Below are 18,073 nucleotides of genomic sequence, written 5' to 3' on the forward strand. Positions count from 1 at the left end.
CAGCAGATTCCTGAACCTACCGCCCCCCCTGTGAGAGCGGGCTTGCTCGCGAAGGCATCGGAACATTCAACACTTGCATTGACTGAAAGAGCGCTTTCGCGAGCAAGCCCGCAGCCACAGGGATATGCGCCAAACGTAGCGCCAGCGATCAGAAGGGAGACAAGATAAATAAGAAGGAATAGCCAAATTTCAGACACAAAAAACCCCGGTCTTTCGACCAGGGTCTTTGCTATCGGATCCGAATCAACCAGAGGCTGTTTTCGGTGCTTCAAGGCGTTCAGTGGTCCTTGAAACAGATATGGCGCAGCGGACGGGACTCGAACCCGCGACCCCCGGCGTGACAGGCCGGTATTCTAACCGACTGAACTACCGCTGCGTATCGCTTTGAGCTTGCGCTCAAGTAACTCGTTTAATTGAAAGCTTCGGTGCTTTTCAATCGCGAACCAGGCAAGGCCTGACTCGTAAAATATGGCGCAGCGGACGGGACTCGAACCCGCGACCCCCGGCGTGACAGGCCGGTATTCTAACCGACTGAACTACCGCTGCGCGTCGGTGCAGGCACTTTCAGCCTACGCTCTTGCTTTCGCAAGTCTCTCGGGAGTGGTGGGTGATGACGGGATCGAACCGCCGACATTCTGCTTGTAAGGCAGACGCTCTCCCAGCTGAGCTAATCACCCGTTTGCATCTCCGAGGCCGCGAAATTTACGCAGGTAGCGAACCTAAGTCAATAGCAGGATTGAAGTTTTTCTGAAAAAGACGAAATTGTTTCTATCCTGCAAGACCGCCTTCGCGAGCAAGCCCGCTCCCACAGGGGGATGCATTCCAAATGTGGGAGCGGGCTTGCTCGCGAAGACGGCGGCATATTCAGCGCAGAAGCCCGAATACTTATGCGGTTTATTCGCTGTAAATCATCTTCTTGGTCATGCCGCCATCGACGACAAACTCCTGCCCGGTGACAAACCCGGCATTCCTCGACAGCAACCACGCAACCATCGCTGCGACGTCCTCGACCGTCCCTACCCTGCCCGCTGGGTGCTGAGCATGATCGGCATCGGCCAAAGGCTCGGCTCGACGCGCAGAAGGATCCCGCGCATCGATCCAGCCCGGACTGACCGCATTAACGCGAATCTCCGGCCCAAGACTGATAGCCAGCGCATGCGTCAGCGCCAACAGGCCGCCCTTGCTCGCCGCATATGCCTCGGAATCAGCCTCCGATTGCCGTGCACGGGTCGAGGCCAGGTTGACGATCGAACCGTTGTGCGCGCGTAGATACGGCGCACAGTGCTTGGCCAGCAACATTGGCCCACTGAGGTTTACCGCCAACACGCGATTCCAGTACGCCAGATCGAGACTTTCCAGGGTGATGTTGTGCGGATCGGCCACTGCCGCGTTGCACACCAGTGCATCCAGACGACCAAACTGCCCAAGCACTTCAGCGACGCCGAGCGCGACCTGGCCTTCATCCGCGACGTCCATGGCGATGAACCAGGCATTTTCGCCCAGCACCTTCGCCACTTTCGAACCGCGCGCGCGATCCAGATCCGTCAGCACCACTTGCCAGCCTTCGCTGATCAGCCACGCCGCGATACCCAGACCGATGCCGCGCGCAGCACCGGTGACCAACGCAACGCGGCCATGAGTGCCTGCCACCGGCGTAGACAACTCGATCACAACGCCGCCAGACCGCGCGCCAGATCGGCCTGCAGATCCGCCACATCTTCCAGACCGACCGCAATGCGGATCAGGCTGTCACGAATGCCCGCCGCCTCACGCTCCTGTGGCGCCAGACGGCCGTGGGAGGTGGTGCTCGGGTGGGTAATGGTGGTTTTGCTGTCACCGAGGTTGGCAGTGATCGAAATCAACCGGGTGGCGTCGATAAAGCGCCAGGCGCCCTCTTTGCCGCCCTTGACCTCAAAACTCACCACAGCACCGAAGCCCTTCTGCTGACGCTGGGCCAGTTCGTGCTGCGGATGGCTCTTGAGACCGGCGTAATGGACTTTCTCGATACCGTCCTGCTGCTCCAGCCATTCAGCCAGTTGCTGGGCGTTGGCGCAGTGCGCCTTCATCCGCAGGTTGAGGGTTTCCAGCCCCTTGAGGAAGATCCACGCGTTGAACGGGCTCAGGGTCGGGCCGGCGGTACGCAGGAAACCGACAATTTCTTTCATCTGCTCGCTGCGCCCGGCCACCACGCCACCCATGCAACGGCCCTGACCGTCGATGAACTTGGTCGCCGAGTGCACGACGATGTCCGCACCCATTTTCAGCGGCTGCTGCAGCGCAGGCGTGCAGAAGCAGTTGTCGACCACCAGCATCGCGCCTTTGGCGTGAGCGATTTCTGCCAGCGCAGAGATGTCCACCAATTCAGCCAGCGGGTTGGACGGCGACTCGACGAACAGCAGCTTGGTGTTCGGCTTGATTGCCGCATCCCACGCCGACAGATCGGCAAGCGGCACGTAATCGACTTCCACGCCGAAACGCTTGAAGTATTTCTCGAACAGGCTGATGGTCGAACCGAACACACTGCGCGACACCAGCACGTGATCGCCGGCGCTGCAAAGGCTCATCACCACCGCCATGATCGCGGCCATGCCAGTGGCGGTGGCAACGGCTTGCTCGGCGCCTTCCAGTGCGGCAATGCGCTCTTCGAACGCGCGCACGGTCGGGTTGGTGTAACGCGAGTAAACGTTGCCCGGCACTTCCCCGGCAAACCGCGCCGCCGCGTCGGCCGCAGTACGGAACACGTAGCTGGAGGTGAAGAACATCGGATCACCGTGTTCGCCTTCCGGCGTACGGTGCTGACCGGCACGTACGGCCAGGGTATCGAACGCTACGCCTTCAAGGTCGCTGTCCAGCCGACCGGCATCCCATTCCTGACTCATGCTGTCACTCCTTGCCCTGTTCTGAATAAGTAAAAGTCTTTTGCCAGATACAAAACCGGCCCCTCAGGGCCGGTAGAAACTCAGTTGTTGTACAGATCGATGATCGCACTGACCGCCTGGGTCTTGACCTTGGAGGCATCATTGCGTGCCTGCTCGATCTTGTTCAGGTAGGCCTCGTCGACGTCGCCGGTGACGTACTTGCCGTCGAACACCGCGCAATCGAAGTTCTCGATCTTGATCTTGCCGCCACCGACCGCTTCGATCAAGTCAGGCAGGTCCTGATAGATCAGCCAGTCAGCGCCGATCAGATCCGCCACGTCCTGAGTCGAACGATTGTGTGCGATCAGCTCGTGCGCGCTCGGCATGTCGATCCCGTAAACGTTCGGGAAGCGCACTGCCGGAGCCGCCGAGCAGAAGTAGACGTTTTTCGCGCCAGCTTCGCGAGCCATCTGGATGATCTGCTTGCAAGTGGTGCCGCGCACGATCGAGTCATCGACCAGCATCACGTTCTTGCCGCGGAATTCCAGCTCGATGGCGTTGAGCTTCTGACGCACCGACTTCTTGCGCGCGGCCTGGCCCGGCATGATGAAGGTACGACCGATGTAACGGTTCTTGACGAAACCTTCGCGGAATTTCACGCCCAGGTGGTTCGCCAGCTCCAGCGCAGCGGTACGGCTGGTGTCCGGAATCGGGATGACCACGTCGATGTCGTGCTCCGGACGCTCGCGCAGGATCTTCTCGGCGAGCTTCTCGCCCATGCGCAGACGAGCCTTGTACACCGACACACCGTCGATGATCGAGTCCGGACGCGCCAGGTAAACGTGTTCGAAGATGCACGGGGTCAGGGACGGGTTGGTCGCGCACTGACGGGTATGCAGCTTGCCGTCTTCGGTGATGTAGACCGCTTCGCCCGGGGCCAGATCGCGAATCAGGGTGAAACCGAGCACATCCAGCGAAACGCTTTCGGACGCGATCATGTACTCGACGCCTTCGTCGGTGTGACGCTGACCGAACACGATAGGACGAATGCCGTGCGGGTCACGGAAACCGACGATGCCGTAACCGGTGACCATCGCCACCACCGCGTAACCGCCAACGCAACGGTTGTGCACGTCGGTCACGGCGGCAAATACGTCTTCTTCGGTCGGCTGCAGCTTGCCGCGCTGGGCCAGTTCGTGAGCGAACACGTTCAGCAGCACTTCCGAGTCGGAACTGGTGTTGACGTGGCGCAGGTCGGATTCATAGATCTCTTTGGCCAACTGTTCAACGTTGGTCAGGTTACCGTTGTGCGCCAGGGTGATGCCGTAAGGCGAGTTGACGTAAAACGGCTGGGCTTCGGCCGACGTCGAGCTGCCGGCGGTCGGGTAACGGACATGGCCGATACCCATGTGGCCGACCAGACGCTGCATGTGACGCTGCTGGAACACGTCACGCACCAGACCATTGTCCTTGCGCAAGAACAACCGGCCATCATGGCTGGTCACGATACCGGCAGCGTCCTGGCCGCGGTGCTGGAGCACGGTTAGCGCGTCATACAGCGCCTGATTGACGTTCGACTTACCGACGATACCGACGATGCCACACATGCGACGCAACCCCTACTTAATGGATCTGAACTGAGCAACACTCACTGTGGCGTTTTGGCCGACGGCAAGAGCTGCTCCTTGAACGGAATATCAGCGGGTACGCTGATTCCGCTGGCAAGCCACTGACTGCTCCACCCGAGAATCAGGTTTTTGGACCAGTCAGCGACCAATAGAAACTTTGGCACGAGCTGTGATTCTTTCCACCACCCGTCCTGCTGTACCGGCCCCAGGCTCAACAGCCCGACTGCCACGACCACCAGCAACACGCCACGCGCTGCGCCAAAGGCCATGCCCAGGAATCGGTCGGTGCCGGACAATCCGGTAACGCGAACCAACTCGCCGATAAGATAATTGATCATTGCGCCCACGATCAGTGTGGCGACAAACATGATGGCACAGCCCGCGATCACGCGAGCCGATGGGGTTTCGATGTATCCGGCGAGGTACTCGGACAGTGAGCCACCGAACATCCAGGCAACGGCTCCTGCGATGATCCAGGTCACCAGCGATAATGCTTCCTTGACGAAGCCGCGGCTCAAACTGATCAAAGCGGAGATGGCGATGATTGCAACGATCGCCCAGTCAACCAGGGTAAATGGCACAGTGCAGCCTACAGACGGATAAGGCGGCGCATTTTAGCAGAGCGCACCGCTGTCGGTAAGCTGCGATTGTCAGTGCATTTCAATCCGGGTGATAGTTTTTAGCCGCGCTCAGGCTGGAAACGCACGACAAAACCCTTGAGGTTCTGCTGACGACTCAAAACATCACGCAGACGATCCGCCTCCGCACGCTCGATCAACGGGCCGACAAACACCCGATTCTTGCCATCGGCAGAGCGGATATAGGCGTTGTAACCCTGACTGCGCAGGGTTTTCTGCAGAGACTCCGCACCCTCGCGGCTCGACAGGCTGGCCAGTTGCACCGACCAGCTGACCGACAGACCGTTGGCATCGACACGGCTTTGCGTGGTATCAGGCTTGGCCGGGGCCGCAGCAATCGGCTGCGCTGGTGCCGCTGTCGGCTTGGCCGCCGGCGCCGGTGCTGGAGCAACCGGTTTGGCGACTGGCGCTGGAGCCGGTGCAATCGGCGCCGACGGCGCCGATTGCTCGGCCACCTCGTCATCGCTCGGCACCGGTTCTTGCGGCAGCGTTTGCGGTTCAGGCACAGCGACCGGCTCCAGCTGCACTTGTGGCACAGCAGGTGCTTGCGGCGCGGCGGGCGCCTCGACCGTCACCTGGCGCTGTTCGTCCTGACGGGAAAACAGCATCGGCAGGAAAATCACCGCCAGCGCCACCAGCACCAGCGCACCAACCATGCGCTGCTTGTACGCTTTATCCAGCAAAGCCATTTGCCGCTTCCTCCGTGGAGCGCCGGGCCAGCCATTCAAGGGCCTCGGCGACACAATAAAATGATCCGAACAACAGAATCTCGTCGTCACTGGTGGCCACTGCGCACTGCCCTTCCAGCGCGGCGGCGACACTGTCATAGGACGTGACGGATGCGCCAAGGTTCTGCAACCCGGCGTGCAACTCACTGACCGGACGCGAACGCGGCGAATCCAGCGGCGCGACGGCCCAATGCTGGACACTAGCATTCAATTCGCCGACAACACCATCCAGATCCTTGTCTGCGAGCAAGCCGAATACCGCCAGGCGCTTGCCCACCGGCGGCCGACTGGCCAGACGTCGCTTCAGATACTCCGCCGCGTGCGGGTTATGCCCCACATCCAGCAGCAGGTTCAGGCGCTTGCCATTGAACTGGAATGAACGACGGTCCAGACGCCCGACCACGCGAGTCGCCTGCAAGGCCGCGATGATCTGCGGCGCATTCCACGGCAAATCGAGCAGCAGATACGCCTGCAATGCCAGCGCGGCGTTCTCCATCGGCAGATCCAGCAGCGGCACATCATGCAGTTCGACCTGCTGGCCCTGTGCATCAGTACCGCGCCATTGCCAATGCTGGTCGGTGATACCGAGATCGAAATCACGCCCACGCAGGAAAAACGGACACGCCAGTTCAAGCGCCTTGTCGAGCAAGGGCTGCGGAGGATTCAGATCGCCGCACAAGGCAGGCTTGCCCTGGCGGAAAATCCCGGCCTTTTCGAAAGCCACGGATTCACGGGTATCACCCAGGTATTCGGCATGGTCGACACCAATGCTGGTGACCAGCGCGATATCGGCATCCACCACGTTGACCGTATCCAGGCGTCCGCCCAGACCGACTTCCAACACCACCGCATCGAGCCCGGCCTGCTGAAACAGCCAGAACGCCGCCAGGGTGCCCATTTCGAAGTAAGTCAGGGAGGTCTCGCCGCGCCCGGTCTCGACCGCAGCGAAGGCTTCGCACAGCTGTGCATCAGTGGCTTCGACGCCATTGAGCTGCACCCGCTCGTTATAGCGCAGCAGGTGCGGAGAATTGTAGACACCAACGCTCAGGCCCTGCGCTCGCAGCAATGAAGCCACGAAGGCGCAGGTCGAACCCTTGCCGTTGGTGCCGGTGACCGTAATCACCCGAGGCGCCGGCTGGCCCAGCCCCATGCGGGACGCTACCTGTTGCGAACGCTCCAGCCCCATGTCGATGGCCGATGGATGCAACTGCTCAAGGTAGGCGAGCCACTCGCCAAGGGTACGCTCGGTCATACGTTGGCAGGCACCGGTGGAACGACGATTGGCTCGACTGGAGCGGCAATGTAGGTCGGTGTCGGCTGACCGGTCATTTGCGCCAGCAGATTGCCCAGGCGTGGACGCAGCTCACGACGATCGATGATCAGGTCGATTGCGCCGTGCTCCAGCAGGAACTCACTGCGCTGGAAGCCTTCCGGCAGTTTTTCCCGCACGGTCTGCTCGATCACACGCGGACCGGCGAAGCCGATCAGTGCTTTCGGCTCACCGACGATCACGTCGCCAAGCATCGCCAGACTGGCGGAAACGCCGCCGTAGACAGGGTCGGTCAGTACCGAGATGAACGGAATGCCTTCTTCACGCAGACGCGCCAGCACCGCGGACGTCTTGGCCATCTGCATCAGCGAGATCAGCGCTTCCTGCATCCGCGCACCACCGGAAGCGGCGAAGCAGATCATCGGGCAACGGTTTTCCAGAGCGTAGTTGGCGGCGCGCACGAAGCGCTCACCGACGATGGCGCCCATGGAACCACCCATGAAGCTGAATTCGAATGCCGAAACCACTACCGGCATGCCCAGCAGGGTGCCGCTGACGGAAATCAGCGCGTCTTTTTCGCCGGTCTGCTTCTGTGCTGCGACCAGACGGTCCTTGTACTTCTTGCCGTCGCGGAATTTCAGACGGTCAACCGGCTCCAGATCGGCACCCAGTTCGTTGCGGCCTTCGGCATCGAGGAAGATGTCGATGCGCGCACGTGCGCCGATGCGCATGTGGTGGTTGCACTTGGGGCAAACGTCCAGGGTCTTTTCCAGCTCAGGGCGATACAGCACAGCCTCGCAGGACGGGCATTTGTGCCACAGACCTTCAGGCACCGAGCTCTTCTTGACCTCCGAACGCATGATCGAAGGGATCAGTTTGTCTACTAACCAGTTGCTCATGCTTTCTTTCTCCAGTACCGGCGGCCCGAACGCTCTGGTTCGCAGCCCCGCGTATGCCCTTCAGCTAAATTCATGTGTGTGGCGATGGTCGGTGGAACGCCGCGGTCAGCGCGAAACATGACCTGCGTGCAACTCCAAAAACCCTCAGCCTCGCCTGCTTTGTGCAAGTGCATTGATGGACGGCGGCAGACTGCCAGCCGTCACATCGAAGTAGACGCTCCCGGTGAGCTACTGCGTACGGCATCGATGAACGCACGGATCTTCGCATGATCCTTGATGCCCTTGCTCGCCTCCACCCCACCGCTGACGTCGACCGCGTACGGTTTGACCCGCGCCACGGCGGCAGCGACGTTTTCCGGCGTGAGACCACCGGCCAGGATCAGCGGCTTGCTCAACCGCTGTGGAATCAATGACCAGTCGAACGCCTCGCCGGTTCCGCCAGGCACGCCTTCGACATAGGTGTCGAGCAGCACGCCACTGGCGCTCGGATAGGCATCGACGGCGGCGGCGATGTCGTCGCCGGCCTTGACCCGCAGCGCCTTGATGTACGGCCGATGCCAGCCCTCGCATTCTTCTGCGCTTTCATCACCATGGAACTGCAGCAGATCCAGCGGCACGGCATCGAGGATTTCCCCCAACTCGCAGCGGCTGGCATTGACGAACAGGCCAACGGTGGTCACAAACGGCGGCAAGGCGCGGATGATCGCCCTCGCCTGCTGCACGCTCACCGCCCGTGGACTTTTTGCATAAAACACGAAACCGATTGCATCGGCCCCGGCTTCGACCGCTGCCAACGCATCTTCTATGCGGGTAATCCCGCAAATCTTGCTGCGAACGGCTGACATGTCGATAAAAACCTCAAGGCAAAAACCGGGAAAGTCCCGGATGGTAACAAAAGCGTTCAGGGGCGTCAGCCGTCAAGGCCAGAGAAACCCGTAAGGAAATGTGGCCCGATGAAACGCTCGGGCAACGGGAACTCGTCGTGGTACTCGACCTGCACCAGATACAACCCGTACGGATGCGCGGTCACACCACCGGAACGGCGCTCGCGGCTCTCCAGCACTTCCTTCATCCATTCCACCGGACGCTCGCCGGCGCCAATCGTCATCAGAACACCGGCAATGTTGCGCACCATGTGGTGCAGGAACGCATTGGCGCGGATATCGAGCACAATCATCTTGCCGTGACGGGTCACGCGCAGATGATGCATCTTCTTGATCGGCGACTTGGCCTGGCACTGGCCGGCGCGGAACGCACTGAAATCGTGGGTGCCGATCAGGTATTGCGCGGCTTCGGCCATGCGCTCGACGTCCAGCGGGCGATGGTTCCAGGTGATTTCTTCGTTGAGATGGGCCGGACGAATCTGATCGTTGTAGATCACGTAGCGATAACGCCGGGCGATGGCCTTGAAACGCGCATGAAAATGCGCCGGCATGACCCGCGCCCAACTGACACTGATGTCGTGAGGCAAATTGATGTTGGCGCCCATCACCCAGGCTTTCAGCGAGCGATCGACCTGCGTGTCGAAGTGCACCACTTGCCCGCATGCATGCACCCCGGCATCGGTGCGACCGGCACACTGCAGCGAAACCGGTGAATTGGCGACTTTCGACAAGGCTTTTTCGAGTTCTTCCTGCACCGTCGCGACACCCGTCAACTGACGCTGCCAGCCGCTGTAACGCGAACCTTTGTACTCGACGCCCAGCGCCACGCGGTAAAAGCCGTCGGGTGCCAATTCGGCGGCCGGGTTATCTATGTTTGCCAAAGTGGGACAGCCTGCTGATCTGCAAAGGCGGGCATTATAAGGCTGTGAGTCGGGGATGCCAGTCAGTTCTGTATTGACCGAGCCGGCCTCTTCGCGAGCAAGCCCGCTCCTACAGGGGATTGGGGGGTGGATCGGGATGGGTGGCTGCCGCAGGACCATTGTGGGAGCGAGCTTGCTCGCGAAAGCGCCGCTCCAGACGCAGCAAAATCCAGCCCAAACAAAAACGGCAGCCTCAATGGGCTGCCGTTCTGTTTACTGCTGACGCCGAATCAAGCCAGGTGCGAAAGCATTTCCTTGGCCTCGCCCCGCTGCTTCTCGTCACCCTCGGTCAACACTTCGTTGAGGATGTCGCGTGCGCCGTCGTTGTCGCCCATGTCGATGTAGGCCTGAGCCAGGTCGAGCTTGGTCGCCGCTTCGTCAGTGCCGGCGAGGAAGTCGAAATCGTCTTCACCCAGATCATCACCGATGGCCGCATCGGCTTCGGTGAAGGTCGGCTCGGCAATACTCTGCGACAGGCGATCCAGCTCGGCGTTGACATCATCCAGCTCGGCGGCGAAGGCATCCGGTTCTGCCGGGTTGCTGTCCATCTCGTCAGCCAGCGACAGATCGAAATCCGCCGGCAGCTCCAGGTCGTCCTGCGGCGCTTCGTTCACCACGGCAGGCTCGACCGGCGACAGGTCTTTCACGCCCTCGTCCAGGTCCAGCAGGAAGTCATCGTCTGCCAGGTCCACTGCAGGCGCTGGCTCGGCACCGAGGTCCAGATCCAGGTCGAAGTCCGACAGGTCGTCGAGGTTTTCCTTGATCTCGGTCTGCTGTTGCAACACCGACTCAAAGCTCAGGTCGTCGTCTGCCGGGAATTCGTCCAACTGCACCGGTGCTTCAGGCTCAACGACAGGAGCAGGCTCAACCGGGGTAATGTTGTCGAGGTCATCCAGGCTCAGGTCGAAAGCGCTGTCCAGGTCATCTGCCACCGGCTCAGGCTCAGGTGCAGATTCAGGTGCAGGTGCAGGTGCAGGTGCTTCTGGCTCGTCAAGCAGCAGGTCTTTGACATATTGCGCATCCAGCTCTGCAGCGACTGCTGCTGCAGCCAGACCCGCAGCAGCCACTACCGCCATGGTCGGGAAGCGCTTCTTCAGCTCTTCGACCTTGGCGAAGTTATCGCCGTTGGCCACCAGTTGACGCTCCTGACCGACGAACGCATCGCGATCACCCTGCTGACCGTAGACTTCCATCAGCTTGAGGCGCAGATCGCTGCGTTGCGGCTCAAGGCTGACACCCTCTTCCAACAGCGCGGCAGCCTGATTCAGGCGGCCGGCGTTGATGTGCGACTGGGCCTTGTCCAGCACGTCATCGGAACGCTCGGCAGCCGGTGCGACCAATGGCGCCGCGATCGGCTCGGCCATCACCACCGGCGTCACGACCGGGGCCGGAGCAGGTGCCGAGGCCTGGGTATTGAGTTTGACGCTGGCAGCCGGCACTTCCAGACCTTCGAAGCTGCTCTCCGGCAGGTCCTGCTCGGCGGAGAACTCTTGTTCCTCAGTCAGGGCCCGCGCCATGCGCAGGTGTTTCTCGGCTTCCTGTTGGGCTTTGCGGCGACGGGCCAGCAACAACAGCAGAAGCAGCAGGACCACCGCACCGCCACCGATCAGACCCAACAGGATCGGATTGGTCAGCAGCTCGTTGAACGTTTTGTCTTCATCGACAACCGGTTTTGGCGCAACGACTGGCGTCTCGGCGGGTGTGTCGACCGGCGGCGCAATTGCCGATTCCGGCGTTGGCGCCGCTTCTGCCGGAGTCGCCGGCGGTGTGGCGGCCAGCTCGGCAGTGATCGCCGGCACGGCAGCATTGGCGGCCGGGGCGGCGCCCGTACCGTCAGCCTGCATTTTCGCCAGTTGATTGTTTTTCAGCTCGATCAGGCGTTGCAGCTTGTCCAGCTGACTTTGCAGATCGGCCATGCGGCTCTTCAGCTCCTCGTTGTCACGACGGGTCGTGTCGAGGCTTTCCTGAGTGACCGCCAGCTTGTTGCTCAAGGCCTTGGCATCGCCGGCCGGGCCTTTGCCCCGCGCCTTGGCGCTTTCAGCGGAGACCAGGCTCAGGTTGTCTTTGGCATTCTGGCCGCTGCCGGCGTTGCTGCGACCACGCTTGGTCGCATCGAGCTGCTGCTGACCGGTGCCCGGCTTGGCGACATAACGACGACCCTGACGCCAGGCTTCGTTCTGCGCGGCAACTTCGGCAATCGCTTTCGACTGCGGCAGCGCGGCACTTTCCACCGCGTCCGGCAGACGCAGCACCTGGCCGGTCTTCAGCCGGTTGATGTTGCCGTCAATGAAGGCGTCCGGGTTCAGCGCCTGAATCGCCAGCATGGTTTGCTGCACGGAGCCGCCCGTGCGCGCCTTCGCAGCGATTTCCCACAGGGTATCGCGCGGCGTGGTGGTGTATTGATTCGGGTGCGTGGCACCGGTGGTCGGCGCGGTGATGGTCTGCGACGGCGCCGGTTGCGCGGCGGCGTCAGCGGTCTGCGGCGAGAATTTCGACGGATCCAGCAGCACGCTGTAGTCGCGCAGCAGGCGGCCGTTGGGCCACATCACCTGCACAAGGAATTTCACCATCGGTTCCGACAGTGGTTTGCTTGAGGTCACGCGCAGCACGCTTTTGCCGCTGGCGTTGAGCACCGGGGTGAAAGTCAGGTCGTTGAGGAAGGCCTGGCGATCGACGCCAGCCTTGGCGAAATCTTCCGGCGAGGCCAGGCTCGGCACCACTTCGGCAGCGGTGAGATCCTTGACGTCGAGCAGCTCGATTTCGGCCACCAGCGGCTGGTTCAGGGTCGACTTCAGGGTCAGCTCCCCGAGCCCGAGGGCATGCGCCATACCGGAGGACAGCGCCGAGGCGGCCGCTATTGCTAACACCAGTTTGCGAACTTGAACCATAGCCTCATCCTTTGTTTGAACGTTCCTCGGCCAGCGAGAAGATGTTGATTGCCGCTGCCGTAAGGCATTGCGCGCGACGACGACACAATGCCGCGCGCGATCATTTCTTTGATGCCCCGGAAAGTCCCGGAGGGTGACACGTTATCAAGTGCTCCGGGCAAGCATAGCGCTCACCTAGAATCAGTCGACAAATTGTTGCCAAGTATCTTTTACAGCAGGTCTTTTATCAACAATTCAGCGACCTGCACAGCATTGAGGGCTGCGCCTTTGCGTACGTTATCTGACGTCAGCCACAGATTAAGTTCCGCCGGGTCATCGACGCCGCTGCGCACTCGACCGACATAGACAACGTCCTGCCCCACCGCGTCACCCACCGCAGTCGGATAATCGCCGGCTTCGACCAGCTCGATGCCCGGCGCATCTTCAAGCGCAGCGTTGACCTTTTCCAGGTCGACCGCGCTCGCTGACTGCAAGGTCACGCTATAGCTATCGCCAAAAAACACCGGGGCTTGAACGCAAGTTGCGGAAATCTTTAATAAAGGCTGAACCAATACCTGGCGCAGCTCGCGCACCAGACGTTTTTCCAGCAGCGTGTGACCGTGGGCGTCCGGCGTGCCGACCTGGGCCAGCAGGTTGAAGGCCATTTGCCGATCAAAGAAAGTCGGCTCCAGCGGGCGCATGTTCAATAGCTCGGCGGTCTGCCGCGCCAGCTCGGTCACGGCCTCGCGACCTTGTGCGGAAACCGCCAGATTGGCGGTGACGTTGACGTATTGCAGGTCGATCACGTCGAGCAGTGGCGCCAGCACCACAGCCAGCGCGGTGGCCGACGGGCTTGGGCTGCTGACCTGGAACGGCGCGGTCAAACCGGCGACGACCTCAGCATTGGCTTCCGGCACCACTTGCGGCGCCTGCTCGGCCGGCAGCGCGCCGGACAGGTCGATCAGCGAGCAACCGGCCGCATGGGCCCGCGCCGCATAGCTCAGGGTGATGGCCGGGCCGGCGGCGAAGAACACCAGTTTGACCTTGCTGAAATCGAACTCGTCGACTTCACGTACGCGCACGTTCTTGTTGCGAAACAGCACCGAGCTGCCGGCGGATTCGCTGCTGGCCAGCAGGTGCAGGTTGCCGACCGGGAAGTCGCGCTCTTCGAGAATCTGTACGAGGGTTTCGCCGACAGTACCGGTGGCGCCGATCACGGCAATATCTAGGGTCTGGGTCATGGTGCGAGCCTCTGGCGAAACGGGGGGAGCGGCACTTTACCGGGTGAGTGAGATGCAGGCAATTTCTGCCGGGATTTGCAGGGTCTGTTCTGGCCTCTTCGCGAGCAAGCCCGCTCCCACAGGGGGAATGCATTTGAAGGGTGGGAGCGGGCTTGCTCGCGAAGGCGCCAGACCAGACACCGTGAAACCTCAGGCATAAAAAAACCCGCACCTCTCACAAGGCGCGGGTTTTTCACAGCTTCAAGCGATCAACGCTCCAGCAGGATCCGCAGCATGCGACGCAGCGGTTCGGCCGCGCCCCACAGCAGCTGGTCGCCGACGGTGAAGGCACCGACAAATTGCGAACCCATGTTCAGCTTGCGCAGACGCCCCACCGGCACATTCAAGGTACCGGTGACCTTGGTCGGGCTCAGCTCCTGCATGCTGATCTCGCGCTGGTTCGGTACCAGTTTGACCCAAGGGTTGTGCTGGCTGATCAACCCTTCGATATCGGCGATCGGCACGTCTTTGTTCAGCTTGATGGTCAACGCCTGGCTGTGGCAACGCATGGCGCCGATGCGCACGCAGATGCCGTCGACCGGGATCGGGCTCTTGAAGCGGCCGAGGATCTTGTTGGTTTCGGCCTGGGCCTTCCACTCTTCGCGGCTCTGGCCGTTCGGCAGTTCCTTGTCGATCCACGGGATCAGGCTACCGGCCAGCGGCACACCGAAATTCTCGGTCGGGTACGCGTCGCTGCGCATGGCTTCGGCGACACGACGATCGATGTCGAGGATCGCACTGGCAGGATCGGCCAGTTGATCGGCGACCGCGGCGTGGGTCGCGCCCATCTGCTTGATCAGTTCGCGCATGTTCTGCGCGCCGGCACCGGAGGCCGCCTGATAGGTCATGGCGCTCATCCACTCCACCAGACCGGCTTCGAACAGACCACCCAGGCCCATCAGCATCAGGCTGACGGTGCAGTTGCCGCCGATGTAGTTCTTGGTGCCCGCGTCCAGTTGCTGGTCGATGACCTTGCGGTTGACCGGGTCGAGAATGATGACCGCGTCATCGTTCATGCGCAGGCTCGAGGCCGCGTCGATCCAGTAACCCTGCCAGCCGGCTTCGCGCAGCTTCGGGAACACTTCGCTGGTGTAGTCGCCGCCCTGGCAGGTCAGAATCACGTCGAGGGTTTTCAGCTCTTCAATGCTGTACGCGTCTTTGAGCGGAGCAATGTCCTTGCCCACGGACGGGCCTTGGCCACCGACATTGGAAGTGGTGAAAAACACCGGCTCGATAAGATCGAAATCCTGCTCTTCCAGCATCCGCTGCATGAGCACGGAACCGACCATGCCGCGCCAACCGATCAGACCTACACGTTTCATCGCAACTACACCTTCTTGAAAAGTGGGCCGCTGCTTTGTATTGAATTTCGCAGCGGGCCCGAGAGATTACAGATTCCGCAGCGCGGCGACTACTGCGTCGCCCATTTCCTGCGTACCGACTTTAGTGCAACCGGCCGAATAGATGTCACCGGTGCGCAGGCCTTGATCCAGCACCACGCTGACAGCTTTCTCGATGGCATCGGCCGCATCGTGCAGATTGAAGCTGTAACGCAGCATCATCGACACCGACAGAATGGTCGCCAACGGATTGGCAATGCCTTTGCCCGCAATGTCCGGGGCCGAACCATGGCAAGGCTCGTACATGCCCTTGTTGTTCGAATCCAGCGAGGCCGACGGCAGCATGCCGATGGAGCCGGTGAGCATCGACGCCTCATCGGAGAGGATGTCGCCGAACAGGTTGTCGGTGACGATCACGTCGAACTGCTTCGGCGCGCGCACCAGTTGCATGGCGGCGTTGTCGACGTACATGTGGCTCAGTTCGACTTCAGGGTAATCCTTGGCGACTTGCTCGACCACTTCACGCCACAATTGGCTGGACGCCAGCACGTTGGCCTTGTCCACCGAACACAGCTTCTTGCCGCGAACCATGGCCATGTCGAAACCGACACGGGCGATGCGACGGATTTCGCTCTCGCTGTACGGCAGGGTGTCGTAGGACTGACGCTCGCCGTTTTCCAGGGTACGAGTGCCGCGCGGCGCGCCGAAGTAGATGCCACCGGTCAGCTCACGGACGATCAGGATGTCCAGACCGGCAACGATTTCCGGTTTCAGGCTCGAAGCGTCGGCCAGTTGCGGGTAGAGGATTGCCGGACGCAGGTTACCGAACAGGCCCAGTTGCGCACGGATTTTCAGCAGACCGCGCTCAGGACGGATGTCACGCTCGATGGTGTCCCATTTCGGGCCGCCCACTGCCCCCAGCAGTACGGCGTCGGCAGCACGGGCACGGTCGAGGGTTTCGTCGGCCAGCGGCACACCGTGCTTGTCGATGGCCGCGCCACCGATCACGTCATGGCTCAGCTCGAAGCCCAGGCTGTACTTGTCGTTGGCCAGTTCCAGCACCTTGACCGCTTCGGCCATGATTTCCGGACCAATACCATCACCTGGGAGAATCAGAATCTGCTTGCTCATGCTTTCCTCGTGTCTTCAGTCGGTGCGCCACGGGTGGCACGCCCGGAAAAATTCTTGGTGTTCGAAAACTATTTTTCAGCCCAGAGCACAATCACATCTGTACTGAACGAACCGTCGGCATCAATCTCAAAATATTCGCGCACTTCGTTGCCCATCGACTGCTGCAACTGGCGGATCGCCGCGCGCATCACCTCAGGCGTGCGCATGCGCTCGACCCAACTGCTGTACTCCAGACGCAGGCGCTGACGGGTGGTGCTGCGGGTATGCAGCCCGGCCTCGCTGATCTGGCGCAACCACTCGCCGGCGGAATAATCGCGCACATGACTGGTGTCGCGCAGCACTTCAACGCTTTGCAGGTAAGTGTCGAACAACGGACTGCCCGGTGACAACACGTCGATGAACGCCGCCACGCCGCCCGGTTTCAGCACCCGGCGCACTTCGCGCAGGGCCACGCCCAGATCGCTCCAATGGTGCGCCGAATAACGGCTGAACACGAAGTCGAACTCACCATCGGCAAACGGCAAGCGCTCCGCAGCACCGTTGACCGTGGCAATGTTGCTGATGCCGCGATCAACGGCGGCGGCGGCGACCACATCGAGCATCTGCTGCGACAGGTCGTAGGCCACCACTTCCTTGACCAGCGGCGCGACATTAAAACTCACGTGACCGGCGCCACAACCCAGATCCAGCACCCGAGCCTCGCCCTGCCCGGCCAGTTCAGCCTGTAGCAGCGCAAATTCGGTGCCTTGAGCGTGAACGGCGCTGCTCAGGTAGGCAGCGGCCTGTTCACCGAATTGCTTCTGGACAACCTGGGTGTGCTGGGCGGTGCTGGTCATAGTCATTTCCTGGCATTTGTGTTGTTTGAGCTACCGCCTTCGCGAGCAAGCCCGCTCCCACCTTTGAAATGCATTCCCCTGTGGGAGCGGGCTTGCTCGCGAAGAGGTCAGCCCTGACTGCATCAATCTCAAATCTTGCTCATGCGTCGCGGAACAACCACGGCTGGCTCACGCGGTGCTTGGCTTCGAACGTGGCAATCGCATCACCGTCCTGCAAGGTCAGGCCGATATCGTCCAGACCGTTCAACAGGCAATGCTTGCGGAACGCGTCGATCTCGAAGTTGTAAACCTTGCCATCCGGGCGGGTCACGGTCTGCGCTTGCAGATCAACCTGCAATTGATAGCCCGGCTCGGCCTCGACCTGCTTGAACAACTCGTCGACTTCAGCGTCGCTCAGGATGATCGGCAGCAAGCCGTTCTTGAAGCTGTTGTTGAAGAAGATGTCGGCGTAGCTCGGCGCGATGATGCTGCGAAAACCGTATTCTTCCAGCGCCCATGGCGCGTGCTCACGGCTGGAGCCGCAACCGAAGTTCTCGCGGGCCAGCAACACACTGGCGCCTTGATAGCGCTCGGCGTTGAGGACGAAATCCTTGTTCAGCGGGCGCTTGGAGTTGTCCTGGTACGGCTGACCCACATCGAGATAACGCCACTCGTCGAACAGGTTCGGGCCGAAACCGGTGCGCTTGATCGATTTCAAGAACTGCTTCGGAATGATCTGGTCGGTGTCGACGTTGGCTCGATCCAGAGGCGCGACAAGACCAGTGTGCTGGGTAAAAGCTTTCATGCTGCGCTCC

Annotated in this window: 15 protein-coding genes and 3 tRNA genes; all 18 read right to left on the reverse strand. The window is 61.1% G+C overall.

All coding sequences use genetic code 11. The annotated features are described in order from the left end of the window. Nucleotides 1-299: 299 nt before the first annotated feature. Nucleotides 300-376: transfer RNA gene (locus AC0J41_RS16160), tRNA-Asp, on the reverse strand. A 93-nt stretch (nucleotides 377-469) separates the two neighbouring features. Further along, nucleotides 470-546, reverse strand: a tRNA-Asp gene (locus AC0J41_RS16165). A 55-nt stretch (nucleotides 547-601) separates the two neighbouring features. Continuing rightward, a tRNA-Val gene (locus tag AC0J41_RS16170) sits at nucleotides 602-677 on the reverse strand. 217 nt (nucleotides 678-894) lie between these two features. Then, nucleotides 895-1,671: an SDR family oxidoreductase gene (locus AC0J41_RS16175; protein ID WP_025111194.1), complete on the reverse strand. Its 777-nt coding sequence runs from the start codon at nucleotides 1,669-1,671 to the stop codon at nucleotides 895-897. Continuing rightward, nucleotides 1,668-2,879, reverse strand: coding sequence for an O-succinylhomoserine sulfhydrylase (locus tag AC0J41_RS16180; RefSeq protein WP_025111193.1), 1,212 nt, complete (start codon nucleotides 2,877-2,879; stop codon nucleotides 1,668-1,670). The genes AC0J41_RS16175 and AC0J41_RS16180 overlap by 4 nt, the downstream gene beginning before the upstream one ends. Before the next feature lie 80 nt (nucleotides 2,880-2,959). Continuing rightward, entirely contained in the window at nucleotides 2,960-4,465 is a 1,506-nt protein-coding gene (gene purF, locus AC0J41_RS16185; protein WP_007956466.1) for an amidophosphoribosyltransferase, read from the reverse strand. A gap of 41 nt (nucleotides 4,466-4,506) precedes the next feature. Further along, nucleotides 4,507-5,067, reverse strand: a complete 561-nt coding sequence (locus AC0J41_RS16190; protein ID WP_007961197.1) for a CvpA family protein — start codon at nucleotides 5,065-5,067, stop codon at nucleotides 4,507-4,509. Nucleotides 5,068-5,165: 98 nt separating this feature from the next. After that, the gene (locus tag AC0J41_RS16195; protein WP_473013019.1) at nucleotides 5,166-5,813 is read right to left on the reverse strand and encodes an SPOR domain-containing protein; all 648 of its coding nucleotides are present in this window, start codon (nucleotides 5,811-5,813) and stop codon (nucleotides 5,166-5,168) included. Beyond that, entirely contained in the window at nucleotides 5,797-7,104 is a 1,308-nt protein-coding gene (gene folC, locus AC0J41_RS16200; protein WP_473013020.1) for a bifunctional tetrahydrofolate synthase/dihydrofolate synthase, read from the reverse strand. The genes AC0J41_RS16195 and folC overlap by 17 nt, the downstream gene beginning before the upstream one ends. Further along, complete coding sequence (accD, locus tag AC0J41_RS16205; protein WP_473013021.1) at nucleotides 7,101-8,021, reverse strand: acetyl-CoA carboxylase, carboxyltransferase subunit beta; 921 nt, start codon at nucleotides 8,019-8,021, stop codon at nucleotides 7,101-7,103. Before accD ends, folC begins: the two co-directional genes overlap by 4 nt. Nucleotides 8,022-8,221: 200 nt before the next feature. Next, complete coding sequence (locus AC0J41_RS16210) at nucleotides 8,222-8,866, reverse strand: phosphoribosylanthranilate isomerase (protein WP_473013022.1); 645 nt, start codon at nucleotides 8,864-8,866, stop codon at nucleotides 8,222-8,224. 65 nt (nucleotides 8,867-8,931) lie between these two features. After that, nucleotides 8,932-9,786 carry a tRNA pseudouridine(38-40) synthase TruA gene (truA, locus tag AC0J41_RS16215; protein ID WP_025111188.1) on the reverse strand — a complete coding sequence of 285 codons (855 nt, stop codon included), beginning with the start codon at nucleotides 9,784-9,786 and terminating at the stop codon, nucleotides 8,932-8,934. A gap of 269 nt (nucleotides 9,787-10,055) precedes the next feature. After that, nucleotides 10,056-12,713, reverse strand: coding sequence for a motility hub landmark protein FimV (locus AC0J41_RS16220; protein WP_473013023.1), 2,658 nt, complete (start codon nucleotides 12,711-12,713; stop codon nucleotides 10,056-10,058). A gap of 209 nt (nucleotides 12,714-12,922) precedes the next feature. Continuing rightward, nucleotides 12,923-13,933 (reverse strand): aspartate-semialdehyde dehydrogenase, encoded by a 1,011-nt coding sequence (locus AC0J41_RS16225; RefSeq protein WP_473013024.1) that lies wholly within the window; start codon nucleotides 13,931-13,933, stop codon nucleotides 12,923-12,925. A gap of 248 nt (nucleotides 13,934-14,181) precedes the next feature. Continuing rightward, nucleotides 14,182-15,294, reverse strand: a complete 1,113-nt coding sequence (gene asd, locus AC0J41_RS16230) for an aspartate-semialdehyde dehydrogenase (protein WP_007956451.1) — start codon at nucleotides 15,292-15,294, stop codon at nucleotides 14,182-14,184. A gap of 66 nt (nucleotides 15,295-15,360) precedes the next feature. Then, complete coding sequence (leuB, locus tag AC0J41_RS16235) at nucleotides 15,361-16,443, reverse strand: 3-isopropylmalate dehydrogenase (protein WP_473013025.1); 1,083 nt, start codon at nucleotides 16,441-16,443, stop codon at nucleotides 15,361-15,363. Nucleotides 16,444-16,511: 68 nt separating this feature from the next. Then, nucleotides 16,512-17,279 (reverse strand): class I SAM-dependent methyltransferase, encoded by a 768-nt coding sequence (locus AC0J41_RS16240; RefSeq protein WP_473013026.1) that lies wholly within the window; start codon nucleotides 17,277-17,279, stop codon nucleotides 16,512-16,514. Between the two features lie 139 nt (nucleotides 17,280-17,418). After that, the gene (gene leuD / locus AC0J41_RS16245; protein ID WP_038363635.1) at nucleotides 17,419-18,063 is read right to left on the reverse strand and encodes a 3-isopropylmalate dehydratase small subunit; all 645 of its coding nucleotides are present in this window, start codon (nucleotides 18,061-18,063) and stop codon (nucleotides 17,419-17,421) included. Nucleotides 18,064-18,073 lie beyond the last annotated feature (10 nt).

The organism is Pseudomonas sp. Arb-4-2C (assembly GCF_055755015.1).